General features: G+C 72.1%; 18 protein-coding genes. 14 read left to right on the top strand and 4 right to left on the bottom strand.

Annotated elements, in window-relative coordinates:
* Positions 1 to 5 precede the first annotated feature (5 nt).
* The gene (locus ACFVSL_RS16130) at positions 6 to 1,022 is read right to left on the bottom strand and encodes a phosphotransferase (RefSeq protein WP_386941992.1); all 1,017 of its coding nucleotides are present in this window, start codon (positions 1,020 to 1,022) and stop codon (positions 6 to 8) included.
* Positions 1,023 to 1,072: 50 nt separating this feature from the next.
* On the opposite strand from ACFVSL_RS16130, the gene ACFVSL_RS16135 reads away from it, so the two are divergent.
* On the top strand, positions 1,073 to 2,836 hold the full coding sequence (locus tag ACFVSL_RS16135) for a proline--tRNA ligase (protein ID WP_386941993.1): 1,764 nt from the start codon (positions 1,073 to 1,075) through the stop codon (positions 2,834 to 2,836).
* On the opposite strand, the gene ACFVSL_RS16140 is transcribed toward ACFVSL_RS16135, so the two are convergent.
* Positions 2,833 to 3,756 (bottom strand): ion transporter, encoded by a 924-nt coding sequence (locus ACFVSL_RS16140; protein WP_386941994.1) that lies wholly within the window; start codon positions 3,754 to 3,756, stop codon positions 2,833 to 2,835. The two genes, ACFVSL_RS16135 and ACFVSL_RS16140, sit on opposite strands and share 4 nt — an antisense overlap.
* Before the next feature lie 186 nt (positions 3,757 to 3,942).
* Here ACFVSL_RS16140 and ACFVSL_RS16145 point away from each other — a divergent pair, with 186 nt between their 5' ends.
* From ACFVSL_RS16145 to rbfA, 6 genes are all read left to right on the top strand, one after another.
* Entirely contained in the window at positions 3,943 to 6,015 is a 2,073-nt protein-coding gene (locus ACFVSL_RS16145) for a PhoX family protein (protein ID WP_386941995.1), read from the top strand.
* Positions 6,016 to 6,176: 161 nt separating this feature from the next.
* Positions 6,177 to 7,268: a TIGR00730 family Rossman fold protein gene (locus ACFVSL_RS16150; protein WP_386941996.1), complete on the top strand. Its 1,092-nt coding sequence runs from the start codon at positions 6,177 to 6,179 to the stop codon at positions 7,266 to 7,268.
* A gap of 98 nt (positions 7,269 to 7,366) precedes the next feature.
* Positions 7,367 to 8,365, top strand: a complete 999-nt coding sequence (gene nusA, locus ACFVSL_RS16155) for a transcription termination factor NusA (protein WP_386941997.1) — start codon at positions 7,367 to 7,369, stop codon at positions 8,363 to 8,365.
* A gap of 65 nt (positions 8,366 to 8,430) precedes the next feature.
* Complete coding sequence (locus ACFVSL_RS16160; protein WP_386941998.1) at positions 8,431 to 8,694, top strand: YlxR family protein; 264 nt, start codon at positions 8,431 to 8,433, stop codon at positions 8,692 to 8,694.
* Between the two features lie 83 nt (positions 8,695 to 8,777).
* Positions 8,778 to 11,561, top strand: coding sequence for a translation initiation factor IF-2 (gene infB, locus ACFVSL_RS16165; RefSeq protein ID WP_386941999.1), 2,784 nt, complete (start codon positions 8,778 to 8,780; stop codon positions 11,559 to 11,561).
* Between the two features lie 63 nt (positions 11,562 to 11,624).
* A complete protein-coding gene (gene rbfA / locus ACFVSL_RS16170) occupies positions 11,625 to 12,089 on the top strand; it encodes a 30S ribosome-binding factor RbfA (protein WP_386942000.1) in 465 nt (154 codons plus the stop codon).
* A 64-nt stretch (positions 12,090 to 12,153) separates the two neighbouring features.
* Here the strand turns inward: rbfA and ACFVSL_RS16175 are convergent, their stop codons facing one another.
* Positions 12,154 to 13,041, bottom strand: coding sequence for an A/G-specific adenine glycosylase (locus tag ACFVSL_RS16175; RefSeq protein WP_386942001.1), 888 nt, complete (start codon positions 13,039 to 13,041; stop codon positions 12,154 to 12,156).
* 47 nt (positions 13,042 to 13,088) lie between these two features.
* On the opposite strand from ACFVSL_RS16175, the gene ACFVSL_RS16180 reads away from it, so the two are divergent.
* The 3 genes from ACFVSL_RS16180 to ACFVSL_RS16190 all read left to right on the top strand — a co-directional run bounded on the left by ACFVSL_RS16180 (position 13,089) and on the right by ACFVSL_RS16190 (position 18,313).
* Entirely contained in the window at positions 13,089 to 13,676 is a 588-nt protein-coding gene (locus ACFVSL_RS16180) for a hypothetical protein (RefSeq protein WP_386942002.1), read from the top strand.
* 314 nt (positions 13,677 to 13,990) lie between these two features.
* Entirely contained in the window at positions 13,991 to 15,706 is a 1,716-nt protein-coding gene (locus ACFVSL_RS16185) for a hypothetical protein (protein ID WP_386942003.1), read from the top strand.
* A 411-nt stretch (positions 15,707 to 16,117) separates the two neighbouring features.
* Entirely contained in the window at positions 16,118 to 18,313 is a 2,196-nt protein-coding gene (locus ACFVSL_RS16190; protein WP_386942004.1) for a hypothetical protein, read from the top strand.
* Between the two features lie 73 nt (positions 18,314 to 18,386).
* On the opposite strand, the gene ACFVSL_RS16195 is transcribed toward ACFVSL_RS16190, so the two are convergent.
* Positions 18,387 to 19,382, bottom strand: coding sequence for a ketopantoate reductase family protein (locus ACFVSL_RS16195; protein ID WP_386942005.1), 996 nt, complete (start codon positions 19,380 to 19,382; stop codon positions 18,387 to 18,389).
* Between the two features lie 71 nt (positions 19,383 to 19,453).
* Here ACFVSL_RS16195 and truB point away from each other — a divergent pair, with 71 nt between their 5' ends.
* Genes truB through ACFVSL_RS16215 form a run of 4 tightly spaced genes read left to right on the top strand, consistent with a single transcriptional unit; the run spans position 19,454 to position 22,135 of the window.
* Positions 19,454 to 20,374: a tRNA pseudouridine(55) synthase TruB gene (truB, locus tag ACFVSL_RS16200; RefSeq protein WP_386942006.1), complete on the top strand. Its 921-nt coding sequence runs from the start codon at positions 19,454 to 19,456 to the stop codon at positions 20,372 to 20,374.
* Entirely contained in the window at positions 20,371 to 20,739 is a 369-nt protein-coding gene (locus ACFVSL_RS16205; protein WP_386942007.1) for a hypothetical protein, read from the top strand. The genes truB and ACFVSL_RS16205 overlap by 4 nt, the downstream gene beginning before the upstream one ends.
* 29 nt (positions 20,740 to 20,768) lie before the next feature.
* On the top strand, positions 20,769 to 21,206 hold the full coding sequence (locus ACFVSL_RS16210; RefSeq protein ID WP_386942008.1) for a hypothetical protein: 438 nt from the start codon (positions 20,769 to 20,771) through the stop codon (positions 21,204 to 21,206).
* Positions 21,203 to 22,135: a bifunctional riboflavin kinase/FAD synthetase gene (locus ACFVSL_RS16215; protein WP_386942009.1), complete on the top strand. Its 933-nt coding sequence runs from the start codon at positions 21,203 to 21,205 to the stop codon at positions 22,133 to 22,135. Before ACFVSL_RS16210 ends, ACFVSL_RS16215 begins: the two co-directional genes overlap by 4 nt.
* The last annotated feature ends 44 nt before the right edge of the window (positions 22,136 to 22,179 follow it).

Consider the following 22,179-nt stretch of genomic DNA (forward strand, 5'->3'; position numbering starts at 1 on the left):
CCTCGTCAGCCGTCGCGGCGGCCGAGCACGCGCGAGAGGTGCCGCAGCACCGATTCGCCCCACTCGTCGGCCTCCGCGTCGCTCGCCTCGGCGAGGCAGTCCCACCAGGTGAGCGAGCGGTTCACGGCCTGGGTGACCTCGGCGGCGGCGACGAGCTCGGCCCAGAGGTCGTCGTCGAGCGCGTCGGGCTCGGCCCACGCCCGGCGGAACGCCGCCTCGACCGGGGCCGGGTCGAGCCCGCCGACCTCCATCACCGCCGCCGGGATGAGGATCGCCTCGACCGGGTGCGCCCACTGGGCGTCGCCGAAGTCGAACACCCGCAACCGCCCGCGCTCGCCCGCCGAGGTCGCGAAGACGTTGCCCGGGTGCAGGTCGCCGTGCTGGAGCGTCGAGGGCAGACCGCTCGCGGCGAGCGTCGCGGCCGCCTCGGCGACGCGCGGGCGGGCGTCGCGGAGCGCGGACGCCGTCTCGTCGTCGGGCGAGGAGGGATGCCCCGCGGGGAGCCCCAGCACCCGCTCGAGCATCAGCTCGAAGCGAGCCGGCACCGTGCCGGGGGAGCAGTCGGGAACCCCGAGGGCCACGACCTCCGCCGCGCGGTCGACGAGTGCGCCCTGCACCCGCGCCCACTCCGCGACCACCTCGAGCCAGTCCCCGGCGGTCGCGCCCGAGTCGCCCCGCGCCTCGCGGAGCGTCGCGCCGTGGTCGGCGGTGAGCATCCACCCGCGCTCGGCGTCGGCGGCGACGGGGGCGGCGACCGCGTCGGGCAGCGCGCCCGCGAGGAAGGCCTGGAGCCGGGGCTCGAAGGCCTGCGCGCGGCAGTTCGCCTTGAACCAGAAGCGTGCGGGGAGCCCGCCCTGCGCGGCGTCGATCACGAGCTGCGTCGACCACGGGCGCACGCGCGGCTGGGCGACGGCCGTGAGCCGCGCGTCGCTCGCGGCGAGCGCCGACGCGGCCCACGCGGTGGCGGCGTCGTGCCATTCGGTCGTCGTCACGACGGCGGAGAACGGGCGGCCCTGATCCATGCCAGCACGATAGGGCAGGAGTCGCCCATCGTGCTCAGTAGAATCGTCGGGTGTCCACACGCCTCTCGAACTACTTCCTCCGTACGCTCCGCGAAGACCCCGCCGACGCCGAGGTCACGAGCCACAAGCTGCTCGTGCGCGCCGGGTACATCCGCCGCCAGGCCCCGGGCGTGTTCGCGTGGCTGCCGCTCGGCCTCCGCGTGAAGGCGAAGATCGAGCGCATCGTGCGCGAGGAGATGGAGAACGCGGGCGCGCACGAGGTGCACTTCCCGGCGCTGCTGCCGCGCGAGCCCTACGAGGTCACGAACCGGTGGACCGAGTACGGCGAGGCGCTCTTCCGCCTCCAGGACCGCAAGGGCTCCGACTACCTGCTCGCGCCGACGCACGAGGAGGTCTTCACGCTGCTCGTGAAGGACCTCTACAGCTCCTACAAGGACCTGCCGCTCTCGATCTACCAGATCCAGGACAAGTACCGCGACGAGGCGCGGCCCCGCGCGGGCCTCCTGCGCGGCCGCGAGTTCACGATGAAGGACGCCTACTCGTTCGACATCGACGACGCCGGGCTCGACGCCTCCTACCAGGCCCAGCGCGACGCCTACGAGCGCATCTTCACGCGCCTCGGCCTCGAGTACGTCATCGTCAAGGCCGACGCCGGCGCGATGGGCGGCTCGAAGAGCGAGGAGTTCCTGCACCCGACGCCCGTCGGCGAGGACACCTTCGTGCGTTCGGCGGGCGGCTACGCCGCCAACGTCGAGGCGTTCCAGACCCTCGTCCCCGAGTCGCTGCCGATCGAGGGCCAGCCCGAGCCCGTCGTGTTCGACTCGCCGAACACGCCGACCATCCTGAGCCTCGTCGACCACGTCAACGAGCACGAGGCGCGCACCGACCGCGCCTGGCACGCCGCCGACACCCTGAAGAACGTCGTCCTCGCGCTCACCCACCTCGACGGCACGCGCGAGCTCGTCGTCGTGGGCATGCCCGGCGACCGCGACGTCGAGATGAAGCGAGCAGAGGTGGCCTTCGCGCCCGCCGAGGTCGAGGCCGCGACCGAGTCCGACTTCGCGAAGCACCCCGTACTCGTCAAGGGCTACATCGGCCCGTGGTCGCCCACCGGCCCCGTGCTCGGCGAGGAGTCGGCCAGCGGCATCCGCTTCCTCGTCGACCCGCGCGTCGTCGACGGCACCGAGTGGGTGACCGGCGCCAACCTGCACGAGAAGCACGTGCTCTCGCTCGTCGCGGGCCGCGACTTCGTCGCCGACGGCGTGATCGACATCGCCGACGTGCGCGCCGGCGATCCCGCGCCCGACGGCTCGGGCCCGGTCGAGCTCGCGCGCGGCATGGAGATCGGGCACGTCTTCCAGCTCGGCCGCAAGTACGCGGAGGCGCTCGGGCTCAAGGTGCTCGACGAGAACGGCAAGCTCGCGACCGTCACGATGGGCTCGTACGGCATCGGCATCACCCGCATCCTCGCGATCATCGCCGAGCTGCACAACGACGACAAGGGCCTCATCTGGCCGCCGGCCGTCGCCCCGTTCGACGTGCACGTGGTCGCGACCGGCAAGGACGAGGCGGTGTTCGACGCCGCCGAGAAGATCGTCGCCGACCTCGAGGCCGCCCGCTTCGACGTGCTCTACGACGACCGCCCGAAGGTCTCGCCCGGCGTGAAGTTCGGCGACGCCGAGCTCATCGGCGTGCCGAAGATCATCATCGCCGGCCGTGGCGTCGCCGAGGGCGTCGTCGAGGTCTGGGACCGCGCGACGGGCGAGCGCACCCCGGTGCCCCTCGACGGCGTCGTGGCGGCGCTCCAGGGCTAGTCGCCCCGAGCTGCGTCGGCGATCAGCCGGCGCAGCTCCGCCGACGTCTCCTCGGAGCGCGCCAGCAGCACCCGGAGTCGGGCGTCGACCTCGGCGACCGACCTCGTCGTCGCCGGGTCGGCGCCGGCACCCGCCCCCGCGGTGACGGCCCCCGACACCGCACCGGCGGCGACCCCGGCCGCCGTCGCGTCGTTCGTCGCACTCGCGCTCGTCGTCTCGGGCCCGGTCCCGGCCGCCTCGCTCGACGGCTCGGCGTCGCGTTGCGGCCCGAGGAAGAGGTTCGCGAGGTAGCCGGTGAAGGTGCCGAAGATGCCGACGCCGACGATGATGATGAGCGCGCCGAGCAGCCGGCCCGAGTTCGTGACCGGGAACTGGTCGCCGTAGCCGACGGTCGAGATCGTGACGATCGTGTACCAGAGCGCATCGGAGGCCGAGGTGATGTTCGCGCCTTCCGCGTGCCCCTCGACCGCGAGGATGGCGAGGCTGCCGAACTGCAGCACGAACACGCCGAGCAGGAGCAGCGTCATCAGGGTGCTGTTGGCGCGATCGTGCACGAGCGTGTTCCAGATCGTGCGCGGTCCGAGGTCGCGCATGAGCCGCACCACCCTGAGCAGCCGGAAGACGCGCAGGACCTTGAGCTGCGGGAACGGCAGGCTCGCGAGCAGGTCGGCCCAGCCGAAGCCGCGGAAGAAGTAGCGCCCGGCCGACGGCGCCGTCGCCATCCGGTAGATGAAGTCGCCGAGGAAGATGAGGCTGAACAGCGCGTTCATCACCGACAGGATGAGCTGGAGCGCGCCGTCGGACTGGAACACGTATACGAAGACGAGGTTCAGGATCGAGAGGATCGAGAGCACGCCGATGAAGATCTCGTAGGCCGTGTTCTTGAGCTCCGAGCGGACCTTCGTGCGGGACCTGGCCATGGCTGCTCCTCGTGCTGCGGGTGGCGGCGACGGCGCCGTGCCCCCATTGTGCACTCCGGCGGCCCGGGTCCCGCGGATGCCGAGCGTTGCCTCGCCGGTCATCTCCCGTTCACCGGCTCGCCCCCTCCTCGCAGCCCGGCGACGCGACGCTCGACGCGTACGCCGCCGAGAGTGAGGACGCCCCCGATGACCCTGGCCGACCAGACCCGCCGTTCACTGCCGATCGTCGACCACGCGCGAGGCAAGCGCTCGCCCGTCACCTGCCGGCTCAAGTGCGCCGACGCCTGCCTCGGCCCCGAGTGCAACACCTCGGCCAACCCCGAGTTCCGATCGCTCGCCTCGGCGGCGCTCAGCCGTCGTGCGCTGCTCGGCCTCGGCGCCGCAGGCGCGTTCACCCTCGTGGCGGCCGGCGCGCTGAAGCCCGCGCCGGCCCAGGCCGCGACCCTCGCCGGGCGCGGCGCAGGTGCGGGCGCCGCCGCGGCATCCCGCCTGCCCTTCGAGCCCATCGCCCCCGTCTCGCACCTCGTCGACGAGTTCACGGTGCCGGCGGGCTACCGCTGGCAGGCGCTCGTGCGCTGGGGCGACCCGATCTTCCCCGACGCGCCCGCCTTCGACCTCCACGGCCAGAGCGCCGCCGCGCAGGCCCGCCAGTTCGGCTACAACAACGACTACCTCGACGTGATCGCCGACCGCGGCGGCCTCACCGGGGTCCTCGTCACGAACCACGAGTACGTGAACCCGGGCATCATGTTCCCGCCGTCGAGCGACCCGGCCGAGCTCCGCCGGCGCAGCGAGATCTACAAGGCCGCGCAGGGCATGAGCGTCGTGGAGGTCGCCCGCGACCGCGTCGGCGGTCCCTGGCGCATCGTGAAGGGCGGCGCGCGCAACCGCCGGATCACGGTCGAGAGCGAGTTCGCGTTCACGGGCCCGGCCGCCGGTTCGGCGCTGCTGCAGACGGCCGGCGACCCGAGCGGCACGGTCGTCAACGGCACGCTCGGCAACTGCGCGGGCGGCACGACGCCGTGGGGCACCGTGCTCTCCGGCGAGGAGAACTTCAACGGCTACTTCCGGGCGGCGCCCGACACCGCGGCCCGCAAGCGCTACGGCTTCGCCGACGCCGCGACCTCGACCGGGTGGGAGACGTGGGACCCGCGCTTCGACGGCTCGGCACCGGGCTACGAGAACGAGGGCAACCGCTTCGGCTACATCGTCGAGATCGACCCGCAGGACCCGACGTCCACGCCCGTGAAGCACACCGCGATGGGTCGCTTCAAGCACGAGGGCGCGAACGTGCGCATCGCCGAGGACGGCAGGGCGGTCGCCTACATGGGCGACGACGAGCGCGGCGACTACCTCTACAAGTTCGTCTCCAAGCACAAGTTCAACCCGAAGGACAACCCCGGCGCGCGCAAGCAGAACGGCCGCCTGCTGAGCGAGGGCGACCTGTTCGTCGCCCGGTTCAGCGGCAACTCGCCCGCCGCCGAGATCGACGGCACCGGCAAGCTGCCCTCCGACGGCGCGTTCGACGGCTCGGGGGAGTGGGTCGCCCTCACCCGCAAGGGCGAGAGCGTCGTGCCGGGCATGTCGGTCGAGGAGGTGCTCGTGAACACCCGGCTCGCCGCCGACCTCGTCGGCGCGACGAAGATGGACCGCTGCGAGGACGTCGAGCCGCACCCGACGAGCGGCCGCGTGTACGTCGCGTGCACGAACAACACGCAGCGCGGCACGGCCGGGCGGCCTCCCGTCGACGAGGCGAACCCGCGCGCGACGAACCGCGACGGGCACGTCATCGAGCTGACCGAGCTGCGCGGGCAGTCGGGCGAGCGCTTCGCCTGGAGCATCCTGCTGCTCTGCGGCGACCCCGCCTCGATCACGCAGACCTACTTCGCGGGCTACCCGAAGGAACAGGTCTCGCCCATCTCGTGCCCTGACAACGTGGCCTTCGACTCCGAGGGCAACCTCTGGATCTCCACCGACGGCGCGCCCTCGACGATCCGGAGGAACGACGGCCTCTTCAAGGTGCCGCTCGAGGGGCCGGAGCGCGGGCACGTGCAGCAGTTCCTCTCGGTCCCCCGCGAGGCCGAGACGTGCGGCCCGGTGATCCGCGCCGAGGAGGGCGTGGTGTTCGTCGCCGTGCAGCACCCCGGCGAGGAGGGCTCGTTCGCCGCGCCGACCTCGCTCTTCCCCGACTACGGTTCGGCGGCCCCCGGTGCGTTCGCCGCGCCGCGGCCGTCGGTCGTGCAGGTGTGGCGCGGCTAGCGCCGGCTTCCGCGACGCAGTGAGAGACGACCGGATGCCGCGTGGGGGCGCGGCACCGGCCCGCCGCGCGGGGGCGCGGCGATGAGAACGGATGCCGCGCGGCGGGGGCCGCGCGGCATCCGCTTCGCCGTCCCGCCGGGAACCCGTGGGAGGGTGGAGGCATGAGCACGCAGCCCGCCCGTCGCGCAGACGAGACCCTTCCGGCCGAGATCCTCGAGCGCGTCGACGCCCTGCTCGACGAGGCCGACATCCGCGAGAACCGAGGCCTCGTCGAACGGGTCCTCCTCACCGGCCTCCGGCTCGGGACCGACGGCACGCGACGTCTCGACCTGAAGATCACCGCATCGGCCCTCGAGGAGATGCGCGCGGCGTTCCGGCTGTTCGAGCCCTACTCGCGCGTGCCGAAGGTCACGGTGTTCGGCTCGGCGCGCACCTCGCCGAGCGACCCGCTCTACCGCCAGGCGCAGGACGTGGCGGCCGCGCTCGCCGCCGACGGCTGGATGGTCGTGACCGGCGCCGGGCCCGGCATCATGGAGGCCGCGACGACGGGCGCCGGTCCCGGGCGGGCGCTCGGGGTCTCCATCCGCCTGCCGTTCGAGGAGGCGCCGAACGAGGCGATCGCCGCGGCGAGTCGCGTGGCGATGAAGTACTTCTTCACCCGCAAGCTCATGCTCGTCAAGGAGTCGCGCGGCTTCGTCTGCCTCCCGGGCGGATTCGGCACGCTCGACGAGACCTTCGAGCTGCTGACGCTGCAGCAGACCGGCAAGGCCGAGCCTATGCCGATCGTGCTGCTCGATGCGCCCGGCGTCGGATTCTGGGAGGGCCTCCAGCGCTTCGTGGACGACTCGCTCGTGCCCGCGGGGCTCATCAACCGCGACGACCTCGATCGCGTGCTCATCACCGACTCGGTCGAGGCCGCCGCCGCCGAGATCACGGGGTTCTGGCGGAACTACGACTCGTTGCGCTGGGTCGGGAACCGGCTGGTGCTACGGCTCAACGCGCAGCCGAGCGACGACGAGGTCGACGAGCTCAACGACCGGTTCGGCGCGCTCCTCGCGGCCGGCCGGATCGAGCGGACCGAGCCCCTCCGTCCCGAGCGGGACGACGAGGACGTGCTCGGGCTGCCCCGCGTCATCCTCGAGCCCGACCAGCACCGCGTCGGAGAGCTCCACCGGCTCATCCGCGCGCTCAACGCGCTGCCGTCGGCGCCGGCCGACGCGACGCCGCCCGCGGTACCGGCCGCCGGCGGGTGAACCCCGCGCCGCGGGTGCTCGGAGGTCCCCGCATCCGGTACCGTAGAGTGTCCGCTCCGAGGGGTGGCGGCACGAGAGCTGAATAGAGGAGGCCGGCGATGGACATCGACCTCAGCATGCTTCGCATGGTGGAGCGCGAGAAAGAGATCCCGTTCGAAGAACTGGTGCAGATCATCGAGCAGGCGATCCTGATGGCCTACCTCAAGCACCAGAACCCGACCGTGCACGGCCACGCCAACCCGACGGGGGCCCGCGCCGAGCTCGACCGCAAGACGGGCCACGTCTCGATCTTCGTGCCCGAGCTCGACGACGAGGGCGAGGTCATCGGCGAGAGCGAGGACACCCCGAACGACTTCGGCCGCATCGCCGCCTTCGCGGCGAAGCAGGTCATCATGCAGCGCCTCCGCGACATCGCCGACGACGCGGTGCTCGGCGAGTTCCGCGGGCGCGAGGGCGACATCGTCGCGGGCATCATCCAGCAGGGCCCGAATCCGCGGATGGTGCACGTCGACCTCGGCACCGTCGAGGCGATGCTGCCGCCCGAAGAGCAGGTCCCGGGCGAGGAGTACCCGCACGGCCAGCGCATCCGCGTCTACGTCACGAGCGTCTCGAAGGGCACGAAGGGCCCGTCGATCACCGTGTCGCGCACGCACCCCGCGCTCGTCCGCAAGCTCTTCGCGCTCGAGGTGCCCGAGATCGCGAACGGCGTCGTCGAGATCGTCTCGCTCGCCCGCGAGGCCGGCCACCGCACGAAGATCGCCGTCCGGGCGAACCAGCCCGGCGTCAACGCGAAGGGCGCCGCCATCGGCGAGCTCGGGCAGCGCGTGCGCGCCGTGACCGCCGAGCTGGGCGCCGAGAAGATCGACATCGTCGACTGGTCCGACGACCTCGCGACCTTCGTCGCGAGCGCGCTGAGCCCGGCGAAGGTGACGAGCGCCTACATCATCGACGAGGCGACGCGGGCCGTCCGCGCGCTCGTCCCCGACTACCAGCTCTCGCTCGCGATCGGCAAGGAGGGTCAGAACGCTCGCCTGGCCGCCAAGCTCACCGGGGCGAAGATCGACATCCAGCCCGACTCGATCCTCGAACAGGGCTGATCCGCCGAAGGTCGTCAGCGCGACCTCCGCCCGTCGCGTCGGCGGGCCTGAGCGCAGAGTGTAAGATGGAACCTGTCAGAACGTGCATCGGATGCCGTTCGCGCGCCCCGCGATCCTCGCTTCTGAGGGTCGTCTCCCAGAACTCCCACGTCGTGGCCGATGTCACGGCCGTGCTTCCGGGCAGGGGTGCGTGGCTGCATCCGACACCCGAGTGCTACCGGCTCGCCGTTCGGAAGCGCGCCTTCGGGCGAGCGCTCCGTCTTCACGGCGAGGTGGACACCGGCAACGTAGAGAACAGGCTGAACCCACAAGTGATGACCAATGAGTGACAACTAATGAGCGGCTCGAAATGAGTCCCGTCCGCCATTGATGGTCTGCCCCTGTCCGGGCGCAGGCCCGGAACAGGAGAGAAGTGGCTGCCAAACCACGCGTACACGAGATCGCATCCGAGCTCGGTGTCGACAGCAAGATCGCCCTTGAGAAGCTCAAGGAGATGGGCGAGTACGTCAAGGGACCCTCGTCGTCCATCGAACCCCCCGTCGCACGTCGCCTGAAGGCGGCGCTCGAGGCCGCCGGCGCCGCCGCGCAGGCCGCGCCCGCGGCGACCCCCGCCGCACCGGCGAAGCCCGCGGCGAAGCCGGGTGCGAAGCCCGGCCCCAAGCCGGCTCCGAAGCCCGCCGAGCCCGCTCCCGCGGCTCCGGTCCCCGCCCCGGCGCCCGCCGCCCCGGCCGACGCGCCGCTGACGGTCGCCGAGCGCCAGGCGCAGGCGGAGGAGAAGGCGGCCCAGGCCGCCGCCGAGAAGGCCGCCGAGGCGCCCGCCGCCTCGACCGACGCCGTCAAGCCCGGCGCCTCGGCTCCGAAGCCCGGTGCCGCGGCTCCGCGCCCCGGTGCTCCGAAGCCCGGCGCGCCGCGCCCCGGCAACAACCCGTTCTCGAGCTCGCAGGGCATGGGCTCCCGCCCCGCCCAGCCGCGCCCGGGCAACAACCCGTTCTCGAGCTCGCAGGGCATGGGCCAGCGTCCGAGCCCCGGCAACATCCCGCGCCCGCAGGCCCCGCGCCCCGGTTCGCCGCGCCCCGGCGCCCCGCGTCCGGCCGGCGCAGGCGGTCGTCCCGGCGGCGGCTTCCAGCGCCCCGGCGGTGCGGGCGGCGGCGCCCGTCCCGGCGGCGGCGGTGGCTTCCAGCGCCCCGGCGGCGCTCCCGGCACCGGCTTCGGCGGCCCGCGTCCCGCGGGCGGCGGCGGTCGCGGTCGCGGCCCCGGCGGCGGTACTGCAGGTGCCTTCGGCCGCGGTGGCGGCAAGTCCAAGGCGCGCAAGTCGAAGCGGACGAAGCGGGCCGAATTCGAGATGCGGGAGGCCCCGTCGCTCGGCGGCGTGAGCGTTCCCCGCGGCGACGGCAACACCGTCATCCGCCTGCGTCGCGGCTCCTCGATCTCCGACTTCGCCGACAAGATCGACGCGAACCCCGGTTCGCTCGTCACGGTGCTGTTCCACCTCGGTGAGATGGCGACCGCGACCGAGTCGCTCGACGAGGCCACGTTCGAGGTGCTCGGCGCCGAGCTCGGCTACAAGATCCAGGTCGTCTCGCCCGAGGACGAGGACCGCGAGCTCCTCGAGGGCTTCGACATCGACCTCGAGCAGGAGCTCGAGGACGAGACCGACGAGGACCTCGCGCAGCGGCCCCCGGTCGTCACCGTCATGGGCCACGTCGACCACGGTAAGACCCGACTCCTCGATGCGATCCGCAACGCGAACGTCGTCGCGGGCGAGGCCGGCGGCATCACCCAGCACATCGGTGCGTACCAGGTGCACACCGAGCACGAGGGCGTCGACCGCGCGATCACCTTCATCGACACCCCGGGTCACGAGGCGTTCACCGCCATGCGCGCCCGTGGTGCGCAGGTCACCGACATCGCGATCCTCGTGGTCGCGGCCGACGACGGCATCATGCCGCAGACGATCGAGGCGCTGAACCACGCCCAGTCGGCGAACGTGCCGATCGTGGTCGCGGTGAACAAGATCGACAAGCCCGACGCCAACCCGGCGAAGGTGCGCCAGCAGCTCACCGAGTTCGGCCTGGTCGCCGAGGAGTACGGCGGCGACGTCATGTTCGTCGACGTCTCGGCTCGCGAGGGCGTCGGCATCCAGGAGCTGCTCGACGCGGTCCTGCTGACCGCCGACGCCGGGCTCGACCTCCGGGCGAACCCGAACAAGGCGGCCCGCGGTGTCGCGATCGAGGCGAAGCTCGACAAGGGGCGCGGCGCCGTGGCGACCGTCCTCATCCAGTCGGGCACGCTGAAGGTCGGCGACGCGATCGTCGCGGGCACGGCCTACGGCCGCGTGCGCGCCATGGCCGACGAGAACGGCGACGCCGTCACCGCCGCGACCCCGTCGCGTCCGGTGCAGGTGCAGGGCCTCTCGAGCGTCCCGCGCGCCGGCGACACCTTCCTCGTCACCGAGGAGGACCGCACGGCCCGTCAGATCGCCGAGAAGCGCGAGGCCGCAGAGCGCAACGCGCAGCTCGCGAAGGCTCGCAAGCGCATCTCGCTCGAGGACTTCACGCGTGCGCTGGAAGAGGGCAAGGTCGAGGCGCTCAACCTCATCATCAAGGGCGACGTGTCGGGTGCCGTCGAGGCGCTCGAAGAGTCGCTCATGAAGATCGAGGTCGACGACTCGGTGCAGCTGCGCATCCTCCACCGCGGTGTGGGTGCCGTCACCGAGAGCGACATCGACCTGGCGACGATCGACAACGCGATCGTCATCGGGTTCAACGTCCGCCCCGATGTGAAGGCGCGCGAGCGCGCCGCCCGCGAGGGTGTCGACGTGCGCTTCTACAACGTCATCTACAACGCGATCGACGACATCGAGGCCTCGCTCAAGGGCATGCTCAAGCCCGAGTACGAAGAGGTCCAGTCGGGTGTCGCCGAGATCCGCGAGGTGTTCCGCTCCTCGAAGTTCGGCAACATCGCCGGTGTCATCGTGCGCTCCGGCACGATCACGCGCAACGCCAAGGCGCGCGTCATCCGCGACGGCGTCGTGGTCGGCGACAACCTGGCCATCGAGTCGCTGCGCCGGTTCAAGGACGACGTCACCGAGGTCCGCACGGACTTCGAGGCGGGCATCGGCCTCGGCAAGTACAACGACATCCAGGTCGGCGACGAGATCGAGACCATCGAGATGCGCGAGAAGCCTCGCGCGTAGCCGGAACCGGGGGCGGCGGCACGCCGCCGCCCCCGTCTCCGTCCGTTCGGAAGGGAACCACCCATGGCTGATCCGGCACGCGCCAGGAAGATGGCCGACCGCATCAAGGAGATCGTCGCCCGGCGCCTCGACAAGGGTCTCCGCGACCCGCGCCTCGGCTTCGTGACGATCACCGACGTGCGCGTCACGGGCGACCTGCAGCACGCGAGCATCTTCTACACGGTCTACGGCTCCGACGAGGAGCGCCGCGACTCGGCGCTCGCGCTCAAGGCCGCCACCGGGATGCTCCGCAGCGAGGTCGGCCGCAACATCACGGCTCGGCTCACGCCGACCCTCGAGTTCATCGCCGACGCGGTGCCCGAGAACGCGCAGCACATCGCCGATCTGCTGCGCGAGGCCCGCACCCGCGACGAGGAGACGTCGGCGCTCGCGGCGAAGGCCGAGTACGCCGGCGACCCCGACCCGTACGTGAAGCCGCGCGAACTCGACGACGACGAGGACGACTTCGACGACGTCGAGGCTCGCTGAGCGCGCGACGACGTCGCGAACGACATCGCGTCGACCGAGGTCGACGTGCAGCTGCCCGGGGCCATCAGGCCTCGGGCAGCGTCATTCCGTCGGCGGTCGCGACGGCGAGCCCGTCGGCGACGAGCCCGGCGATCGCGCGCTCGAGCTGCGCGGCGTCGCCCCAGACCCCTGAGAGCTCGGCGCGGGTCACCGGACGGTGCGCGGCACGGAGCTCGCGCATGACGATCCCGCGCACCTGCCGGTCGGAGCCCTCGAATCGCGCCTGCCTCGCCTTGCGCGGTCCGTCGTAGGCGGGCGAGCCCGCGCGGAGCCAGGCGCAGCGGTCGCGGATCGGGCAGTCCGCGCACCGCGGAGCGCGGGCCGTGCAGACGACCGCCCCGAGCTCCATGGCGGCGGCGTTGAACACCCGCGCCGTGCGCGGGGCATCGGGCAGCAGCGCCGACATCGCGGCGAGGTCCCTCGTCGTCGACGGGGGAGCGGGCTCGGCGTTGCCGTCGACCGCCCGGGCGATCACCCGCCTCGTGTTCGTGTCGACGACTGGCACCCGCACGCCGAAGGCGAACGCCGCCACCGCGCGGGCGGTGTACGGCCCGACCCCCTGGAGGGCGAGGAGCTCGTCGAGCTCGCGCGGCACCTCGCCGTCGTGGCGCTCGACGATCTCGACGGCCGCTCGATGCAGCCAGAGCGCCCGCCGCGGGTATCCGAGCCGGTCCCACGCGCGCACCGCCTCCGCGGCGGGCTCGGCGGCGAGGCTCGCCGGGGTGGGCCACCGGCGGATCCAGGCCTCCCAACGCGGGATCACCCGGTCGACCTGCGTCTGCTGCAGCATGAACTCGCTCACGAGCACCGCCCACGGCGACACCTCGGCAGCGCGCCAGGGCAGCGGCCGCGCGGCATCCTCGAACCACTCGTTGACGGCGGTGGCGAGGTCGGGGGCGGCCTGACGGGGCATCCGACCAGCCTAGGCCGCCCCGGAGGGCCCGGCGTTATGCTCGCAGCATGCGCCTCGTCACGACGCCCCGGGTCACGTTCCTCCGCGAGCTCTCGGGCGAGATCATCGCGCACTACGGGCGCGGGCGCATGATCGTCGCGGTCGACGGACCGCTGCGGAGCGGCAAGACGGCGTTCGCCGACGATCTCGCCGAGGTGCTCCGCGAGCGGGGCCACACGGTGTTCCGGGCGAGCATGGAGGGCTTCCACCGCTCCCGCGCCGCGCAGGCCGCCTTCGGGGACGACACCGCGGAACGCTACTACCGGTACGGCTTCGACGAGTCGGCGCTGCGACGGGTGCTCGTCGAGCCGTTCCGGCTCGGCGGCTCGACGGCGTTCGTGACGCGCGTGCTCGACCCCGCACGCGACGCGTGGGTCGAGCCCAGGTGGGTCACCGGCCCGGCCGACGCCATCCTCCTCCTCGACGGGCGCTTCGTGCTCCGCGAGCGGCTCGACGAGCTGTGGGACTACCGGATCGTCGTCGGAGGCGACCCGATCGACCCGGCCGACCGGCTCGCCTACGCCGAGCGCGACCCGCGGCGGGTCGCCGACGCGATCGTGAACCTCGAGGATCCCTCGGACCCGCGCCGAGGATAGGCGTTTGTACCCCGGTTCGATTCCCCATTCCGGGGGGCATTTTGTACCCCGATCGACGGAATCCGCCGATCGCGGGGGCGATCGATCACCATAATTGGCTGATTGCCAGCCCCCGGCAGCAGCGATACCCGACGCACCACCGCAGCACCCGAACACCGACGTCGACCGACGCGGCGCAGCCGCCGCGCCGATCGCCGACGCGCGGCAGCGCCCGGTTCGAGCCCCGCTCGACGCCGGCGGCTCGTCGCCGTTCGTGCTCCGGCGCGTGCTCGCGGGCTCCTCCTCGACCGGGCCGACTCCAGGAGACCCATTCGATGAGGACCACCCGTGCACTCCGCATCGCGGCGACCGTCGTCGGCGCGCTCGCGCTGACCCTCGGCTCAGCCGTGCTGCCCGCGCAGGCGACGCAGCCGTCGTTCATCTGTGAACCGCTCGACTCGGGCAAGATCGACACGACGGGCAGCCCGGCCACCGTCACGGTGACGGCGCCCGAGGGGCAGCTCATCGACGGGTACTGCGTCAAGGCCGGCACGACGAAGTACTTCGTGCCCGTGGTGCCGCCGCAGGCGACCGTCGTGATCGACCACCCGACGAAGGACTCCGTGAGCCACTACTCGGTGAGCTACGTCGACGTGCCGAGCGACCCCGAGGACCCCGAAGGCCTGCCGATCCCGGCCGAGCCGTCCTGGGTCGACGAGTGCGGCGTCGAGAACGACGGCTACGTGCTGCCCGACGACACCGACGACGTGGTCTGGACGACGAGCGGCCGCGACGCCGAGGGCCGGGAGACGGTGACGGCGACCGCGCAGGGCGAGCAGACGTTCGTCGGCGGCGACCCGACCGCCGAGTTCTCGCACGTCTTCACCGACGAGGAGTGCGAGACCCCGCCGCTCACCCGCTGCGAGGCGTTCTCGTCGAACCACTCCACCGACCTCTCGAAGTGGGACCTCGGCCAGACCCGCGCGACCGGTCACAACGAGCTCGTCGCGACCGGCCTCCGCGTCTGGACCGAGGGCGCGACGTCGACCGACAAGGCCGCCGGCTACTACGACACCAACTTCCCGCTCAGCGGCGTCGGGGTCACCTCGATCGCGGACGCGCTCGACTACACGGCGACCACCGGGCCCGAGCCGGGACTCCAGCTCGTCATCGACGTCGACGGCGACGGCACGGGCGACGGCATCCTGGTCGGCGAGGCCGTCTACGGCGAGAACTGGTGGCTGAGCGGCGGCTCGGCGCAGGCGCTCAAGGACGGGGCCCCGAACACGGGCGGCGGCAACGGCTCGGAGTGGTTCGGCACGGCCGCGGAGTGGGTCGAGGCGTTCCCCGATGCGATCGTCGAGGCGATCGGCTACTCGCTCGGCTCGGGCGTGCACGGCGACGGCGTCATCACGAAGATCACCCTCGGCTGCGTCGAGTACACCTTCGGCCTGAAGCCCACCGAGCTCGCGCAGCCGACGCTCGACGGGAGCATCGCCGCCGGCGTCTGCGTCGCGAACGCGCCGTGGATCTACTTCCACGTCGCCCTCACCGACCCCGACGGCGTCGTCGTCTCGCGCGAGGTCTCGCTCGTGCTGAGCGACGGCGAGCACACCGAGACGATCCCGCTCGGCACGCTGAACGACGAGGGCGTGCTCGAGGACGAGGTGCTCTGGCCCGGTGCGGCGGTCGACGACGAGGGCAACGCCACCGCGTGGCCCGGCTGGAAGCAGCTCGGCGACGGCACGTGGGTCGAGACCGACGAGAACTTCGCCTGGACCCGTGACCTCACGAGCGCGAGGTTCGTCGTGAACCCCGAGGTCGAGGTCGAGCTGGCCTACCCGCCGGCCACGCCCGACTGCCTGGCGGCCCCGCCCGTGACGCCGGGCGAGCCCGGTGGCGGCGACGGCGACTCGCCCTCGACGCCGGCCGGCGACGGTCTCGCCGACACCGGCTTCGCCGGCACGACGATCGCGATCGTCGCGGGGGTCGTGGTCCTCGCGGGCGTCGCGTTCCTCGTGATCGCGCGCCGGCGCCGCACGGAGTCCTGACGCCGCACGCGGAGGGGGCCGGCGCGCCGGACCCCTCCGCCGGCGGATGACCCGCACTTCCGCTCGGATCAGGGTTTTGTCCCCCACTTCGGGGGACATCTGGTACCTCGTGCCGAAAAGGGGCTGACAAGTCCCCCATTTCGAGGACATAATGGGGGACATTGCCAAGCCCCCGGCAGTAGCGAAACCCGAAGCACCACCCGCAACACCCGATACCCGAAGCTGATCGCCACGGAGACCCCTCCGCGTCGATCGTCGCTGTGTGCGCTCGATCCGGCCATGCAGGTGCGAACACGCACTCGCGAGGCCGGGTCGAGCGCCCGCGAAGAACTGCCCTCGTGCGCGACTTCGCCAAGCCTTCGCGTTCTCCGTTTCGCCGCCGAGCCGGGCCGATCCCTGGAGAGAACCCGAATGAGCAAGCCCGGCGCCGGTCTGGCGCACGCTGCAGACGGCGACGTCCGCGCACGGAAGCGATCCTCGTCCGTCCATCCGCTCCGCCGTCTCGCGGCAGCGGTCACCGCCCTCGTCGTCGGTGCGGGCCTCGCCCTCGTCGGCGTCGCCGCGCCCGCCGCTGCGCACACGGGCGACCTGACGGCCAAGGCCGTCTGCAACGTCGAGACCGGCGAGTACGACGTCACCTACACGCTCAAGCTCTCGAACGTGCCCGACGGAAAGACCGGCACCACGAACTGGCGGGTCGGCACGTCGAAGTTCGACGGCACGCCCAGGAACGCCGACGACATGGACCGCGGCCCGCTCACGTCGAAGGGCAACACCACGCTCACGCTCGGCACCGAGAGCCTGCCCGGCGACACCGTCGGCAACGGCCCGTGGGTGTACGCCTTCACGAGCTGGGACAAGAACAACAAGAAGGGCTCGGACGGTCGCATCGAAGGCCTGACCGGTGACTGCGGCAACGAGAGCACCGTCAAGAAGATCACCTTCTGCCACGCGACCGGAAGCGCCACGAACCCCTACGTGCGGCTCACGACCTCGGTCAGCGCCTTCCTGAACGCGGGGCACATCGACCACCAGAACCGTGGCGACATCTACCCCGAGTTCACGTACAAGAAGCCCGGCAAGAACGGCCAGCTGATCACGGTTCGCGCCCAGGGCGACCAGAGCCTGCTCCAGTACGAGGACTGCACCAAGCCGCCCACCAGGATCGCCGTCCCGACGGCCTCGTTCGCGGACGAGTGCGGTGTCGACAACTACGTGCTGAGCTACGACAAGAAGCTCGAGGGCGTCGTGTGGTCGGAGTCGGTCGCGGGCGGCAAGGTCACGCTGACGGCGAAGCCGGCTGCGGGCTACGTGTTCGAGGGCGGCAAGTCCGAGATCGTGTTCGGCCCGTGGACGCTCAACCAGAAGCCCTGCGACGTGCTGATCCCGGTGCCGACCCAGGCGTCGTTCGCAGATGAGTGCGGTGTCGACAACTACGTGCTGAGCTACGACAAGGAGCTCACGGGCGTCGTGTGGTCGGAGTCGGTCGTCGACGGCGAGGTCACCCTGACGGCGAAGCCGGCTGCGGGCTACGTGTTCGAGGGCGGCAAGTCCGAGATCGTGTTCGGCCCCTGGACGCTCAACCAGAAGCCCTGCGACGAGAAGATCGCCGCCCCGGTCGCCACGTTCACGGACGAGTGCGGCGTCGACAACTACGTGCTGAGCTACGACAAGGAGCTCACGGGCGTCGTGTGGTCGGAGTCGGTCGTCGACGGCAAGGTCACCCTGACGGCGACGCCGGCAGAGGGCTACGCCTTCGAGAACGGCGAGTCCGAGATCGTGTTCGGCCCGTGGACGCTCAACCAGAAGCCCTGCGACGTGCTGATCCCGGTGCCGACCCAGGCGTCCTTCGCCGACACGTGCGGCCCCGACAACGAGTCCCTCGCCTACGACAAGGAGCTCGCGGGCGTCGTGTGGTCGGAGTCGGTCGCGGACGGCAAGATCACCCTGACGGCGACGCCGGCTGCGGGCTACGTGTTCGAGGGCGGCAAGTCCGAGGTCGTGTTCGGCCCGTGGACGCTCGATGACGAGCCCTGCATCGCACCGGTGCTCGACGGCTCGGTCGCGACCGGGGTCTGCGAGGCCGACGCGCCGTGGATCTCCTACAAGGTCACCTTGACCGATCCCGACGACCAGGCGACCAGCCGCGAGGTGTCGCTCATCCTGAGTGATGGCGAGCACACCGAGACGCTCGCCCTCGGCACGCTGAACGACGACGGCATCCTCGAGGATCGCGTCCTCTGGCCCGGCGCCTCCGTCGACGACGAGGGCAACGCGACCGGATGGCCCGGCTGGAAGCAGCTCGGCGACGGCACCTGGGTCCAGACCGACGACAACTTCGCATGGACTCGCAACCTCACGAGCGCGACCTTCGTCGTGAACCCCGAGCTCGACGTCGAGCTGGCCTACCCGCCGGCCACGCCCGACTGCATCGCGGCCCCGCCCGTGACGCCCGGTGGCGAGGGCGAGACGCCCTCGACGCCGGCAGGCGACGGCCTCGCGGACACCGGCTTCGCCGGCACGACGATCGCGATCGTCGCGGGCGTCGTGGTCCTCGCGGGCATCGCGTTCCTCGTGATCGCGCGCCTGCGCCGCAAGCAGTCCTGACGCAGCACACGAAGGGGGTCCGGTTCGCCGGGCCCCCTTCGTCGTCGGCCGGTCCAGGCATCGGCGCGCCGGTTCAGACGCGAACGGCCGCGAGCACCCGCTCGGGAGCGAGGGGCGCACCGCTCGCCTCGACCTCGTGCACGAGGGCGGTGAGTGCGCGGCTGACCGGGGCGTCGAGCCCGGCGAGCGCCGCCTCGCGCACGACGGCCCCATTCAGGAAGTCGATCTCGGTCGGCTGGCCGCGGCGCACGCTCTGCTGGGTCGAGCCGAGGTTCGGCACTCCGCCCATGCGCACCCGCATGAGCCACGGGAGGACCTGGCCGAGCGCGAGCGGAAGCCGTGCGAAGAGCCGCAGGCGCCGATCGCCGAGGCCCTGCAGGGCTCCGAACCGCACGCCTCGCGCGATGCCGACGCGCACCGCCTCGCGCATGGAGGCCGCCACGACGCGGCGCAGCCGGCGGTCGTCGACGACGTCCTGCACGCTCCTGCCGACGACCGCCGGCACCGCGTTCAGCATGTTCACGATGAGCTTCGTCCACTGGGCGCCGCGGAACCCGGCGATCGCGACGACCGGCACGGCGTCGGAGAGGGTCGCCGCGAGTCGCCTCGACTCGGCATCGGGTGCGCCGTCGCCCCGGCCGAGATAGCTCGTCGCGGGCGTCGTCACGCGGACGACCCCGGGCTCGGTGTAGTTCGCGGCGATGATCGAGAGCAGCCCGACGGCGTGCGAGCGGGGGAGCAGGCGTTCGGCCGTCGCGACGCCGTCGAGCCCGTTCTGGACGACGACGACCGGCACGCCGTCGATGAGCGCCGCGTTCGCGGTGATCGCCGCCTCGGCGTCCTGCGCCTTCGTGCAGACGAGCACGAGCTCGGGGCGTTCGGTGAGGAGCTCGCCGGCCGCGACCCGCGCGTGGGCGTCGCCGTAGCCGCCGCTGAGCCGGATGCCGTCGGCCCTGATCGCCGCGAGGCCCGGGCCGCGCGCGGTCACCTCGATCTCGTGTCCGGCGCGCGCCAGCAGCGCCGCGAACGTCCCGCCGAGCGCGCCCGCGCCGATGATGCCGATCCTCACCGCTCCAGCGTAGGGCCGCGCCGCGCTGCTCGGCGCCGGCCGGGGCGCGTGCGACTGTTAGCCTGAGGGGCGTGAACAGCGGCATCCTCCTCGTCGACAAGCCGCAGGGGATCACGAGCCACGATGTCGTCGCCCGCATGCGGCGCCTCGCCGGGACGCGCAAGATCGGCCACGCCGGCACGCTCGATCCCATGGCGACGGGCCTGCTCGTGCTGGGCGTCGGCACTGCGACGCGTCTCCTGCACTACCTCGTCGGGCTCGACAAGGAGTACTTCGCGACGATCCGGCTCGGCTGGGGCACCACGACCGACGACGCCGAGGGCGAGGCGCTGCCGGCGACGCCCGAGATGACGGCGACCGCCCTCGCGCAGGACGAGGCGACGCTGCGCGAGGCGTTGCTCGCCTTCACCGGCGAGATCGAGCAGGTGCCGAGCGCGGTGAGCGCGGTGAAGATCGACGGCAAGCGGGCGTACCAGCGCGTGCGCGACGGCGAGACCGTCGAGATCGCCCCCCGCAGGGTCACGATCTCGGCCTACGAACTGCTCGACGTGCGCGCCGGTGAGGGATGCCTCGACCTCGACGTCCGCGTCGAATGCTCGTCGGGCACGTACATCCGGGCGCTCGCGCGCGATCTCGGCACGAAGCTCGGCACGGGCGGCCACCTGACGGCGCTCCGGCGCAGTCGGATCGGCCGGTTCGACGTCGCCGAGGCCGGCGAGCTGGAGGGCTTCGACGTCGCCGCCTCCCTGGTGAGCCCGACCGCCGCGGCACGGCGCGCACTGCCGGTCGTCGAGTTCTCCGACGCGGAGGCCGTCGATCTCGGGCACGGCAAGCGCGTGCCCGTGAGCGGCGCCGGCGACGAGGCATCCGCCGATCGACGCGGCGAGCCCTTCGCGGCCGTCGCGCCCGGCGAGCGCCTCGTGGCGATCGTCGAGCGGCGCGGCGGGCAGTGGAAGGTCGTCACCGGATTCCCGCAGGAGGGCGGAGCATGATCGAGTGGTTCGCCTGGGTGCAGCTCGCGGTCGCGGTCGCGGCGGGACTGCTCTGCCTCGTGCTCGGCTTCGCGGGCCGCGTGCCGAGCGACCTCACGCTCGGGGCGCTCGCGCTCGTCGAGCTCCTGCTCCTCGTGCAGGTCGTGGTCGCCATCGCCGCGCCCGCGTTCGGCAACTCGCCGACGGGCAGCCCGCTCGAGTTCTGGGTCTACCTCGTCTCGGCGGCCCTGCTGCCGCCGGCCGCCGCGTTCTGGGCACTGCTCGAACGCAACCGCTGGTCGACCGTCGTGCTCGGCGTCGCCGCGCTCTCGGTCGGCGTGATGGTCTACCGGATGCTGCAGATCTGGACCGTGCAGTCCGTCTGAGCGCCGCACTTCTGAGAGAATCGAACGACATGGAAAGCCTGCAGAGCGCCCCGGCGGAGACCCGTACGCCGACGAAGATGAGCGGTATCGGGCGCGTCCTCGTCGCCGTGTACGGCGTGCTGGCGCTCGCCGCCCTCGGCCGGTCCTTCGTGCAGATCGTCTCGAAGTACGACGAGGCGCCGCTCGCGTACGCCCTGTCGGCGCTCGCCGCCGCGGTCTACGTCGTCGCGACGATCGCGCTCGTGCGGCCCGGCGTGGTCTGGTACCGGGTCGCCTGGGCGACGATCGTCTTCGAGTTCACCGGCGTCATCGTGGTGGGCACCCTGAGCGTCGTGGACCCTGCGCTGTTCCCGCACGACACGGTGTGGTCGTGGTTCGGCCGCGGCTACCTGTTCATCCCGCTCGTGCTGCCCGTGCTCGGCATGTGGTGGCTCGCGAAGCACCGGCCGACGGCGGAGGCCGAGTGAAGACGTACAAGGGCCTCGGCGCCGTCCCGCAGGGCTTCGGGCCCTCGGCTGTGACGATCGGCAAGTTCGACGGCGTGCACCGCGGGCACCGCGAGGTCATCGCACGACTCCGCGACATCGCCGAGGCCGAGCACCTCGCCACCACCGTCGTGACGTTCGACCGCAATCCGCTCGCGCTGCTCGCGCCCGACAAGTGCCCCGAGTCGCTCGTGAGCGTGCGCCAGAAGCTCGAGCTGCTCGCGACGACGGGGGTGGATGCCACGGTGCTGCTGCCGTTCGACCGCGCCCTCGCCTCGGTGCCGGCGACGGAGTTCGTCGAGCGGGTGCTCGTCGACACGCTGCAGGCGAAGGCCGTCCTCGTCGGTAGCGACTTCCGCTACGGCGCCAGGGGCGCCGGCGATGTCGCGCTGCTCGTCGACCTGGGCGCACGCTTCGGCTTCACCGTCGAGGTCGTCGGCGACGTCGCACCCGACGGCGAGCGACGGGTGTCGTCGACCTGGGTGCGCGAACTCCTCGCCGAGGGCGACGTGCGGCGGGCCACCGAACTGCTCGGGCACACGCCGACCGTGTCGGGCATCGTGGTGCACGGGGCGGCCCGCGGTCGCGAGCTCGGGTACCCGACGGCGAACCTGACGCCCGAGTCCGAGGGGCTCATCCCGGCCGACGGCGTGTACGCGGGTTGGCTCACCGACGCGGGCACGCGGTACCCCGCGGCGATCTCGGTGGGCGACAACCCGACGTTCGAGGGCGTGCCGAAGAAGCAGGTCGAGGCCTATGTGCTCGACCGCGAGCTCGACCTCTACGACCACGTCGTCGACGTGGAGTTCGTCGACCGGATCCGTGGCATGGTGGCCTTCACCTCCATCCCCGCGCTCATCGACACGATCCGCGACGACGTCGAACGCACCCGCGGCATCCTCGGGCTCTGAGCCGCGCCTCGCGCGAACCGACCTGGACCCGAGACGGAGACCCG

Origin of the sequence: Agromyces sp. NPDC058064, from assembly GCF_042885275.1 — a bacterium.
GTDB lineage: Bacteria > Actinomycetota > Actinomycetes > Actinomycetales > Microbacteriaceae > Agromyces.

Bases quoted from the DNA above. Each gene is read 5' to 3' on its own strand.
- ACFVSL_RS16130 (WP_386941992.1), bottom strand. From the start codon at position 1,022: ATGGATCAGGGCCGCCCGTTCTCCGCCGTCGTGACGACGACCGAATGG.
- ACFVSL_RS16140 (WP_386941994.1), bottom strand. From the start codon at position 3,756: ATGGCCAGGTCCCGCACGAAGGTCCGCTCGGAGCTCAAGAACACGGCC.
- ACFVSL_RS16145 (WP_386941995.1), top strand. From the start codon at position 3,943: ATGACCCTGGCCGACCAGACCCGCCGTTCACTGCCGATCGTCGACCAC.
- ACFVSL_RS16150 (WP_386941996.1), top strand. From the start codon at position 6,177: ATGAGCACGCAGCCCGCCCGTCGCGCAGACGAGACCCTTCCGGCCGAG.
- nusA (WP_386941997.1), top strand. From the start codon at position 7,367: ATGGACATCGACCTCAGCATGCTTCGCATGGTGGAGCGCGAGAAAGAG.
- ACFVSL_RS16160 (WP_386941998.1), top strand. From the start codon at position 8,431: ATGGAACCTGTCAGAACGTGCATCGGATGCCGTTCGCGCGCCCCGCGA.
- rbfA (WP_386942000.1), top strand. From the start codon at position 11,625: ATGGCTGATCCGGCACGCGCCAGGAAGATGGCCGACCGCATCAAGGAG.
- ACFVSL_RS16175 (WP_386942001.1), bottom strand. From the start codon at position 13,041: ATGCCCCGTCAGGCCGCCCCCGACCTCGCCACCGCCGTCAACGAGTGG.
- ACFVSL_RS16180 (WP_386942002.1), top strand. From the start codon at position 13,089: ATGCGCCTCGTCACGACGCCCCGGGTCACGTTCCTCCGCGAGCTCTCG.
- ACFVSL_RS16185 (WP_386942003.1), top strand. From the start codon at position 13,991: ATGAGGACCACCCGTGCACTCCGCATCGCGGCGACCGTCGTCGGCGCG.
- ACFVSL_RS16190 (WP_386942004.1), top strand. From the start codon at position 16,118: ATGAGCAAGCCCGGCGCCGGTCTGGCGCACGCTGCAGACGGCGACGTC.
- ACFVSL_RS16205 (WP_386942007.1), top strand. From the start codon at position 20,371: ATGATCGAGTGGTTCGCCTGGGTGCAGCTCGCGGTCGCGGTCGCGGCG.
- ACFVSL_RS16210 (WP_386942008.1), top strand. From the start codon at position 20,769: ATGGAAAGCCTGCAGAGCGCCCCGGCGGAGACCCGTACGCCGACGAAG.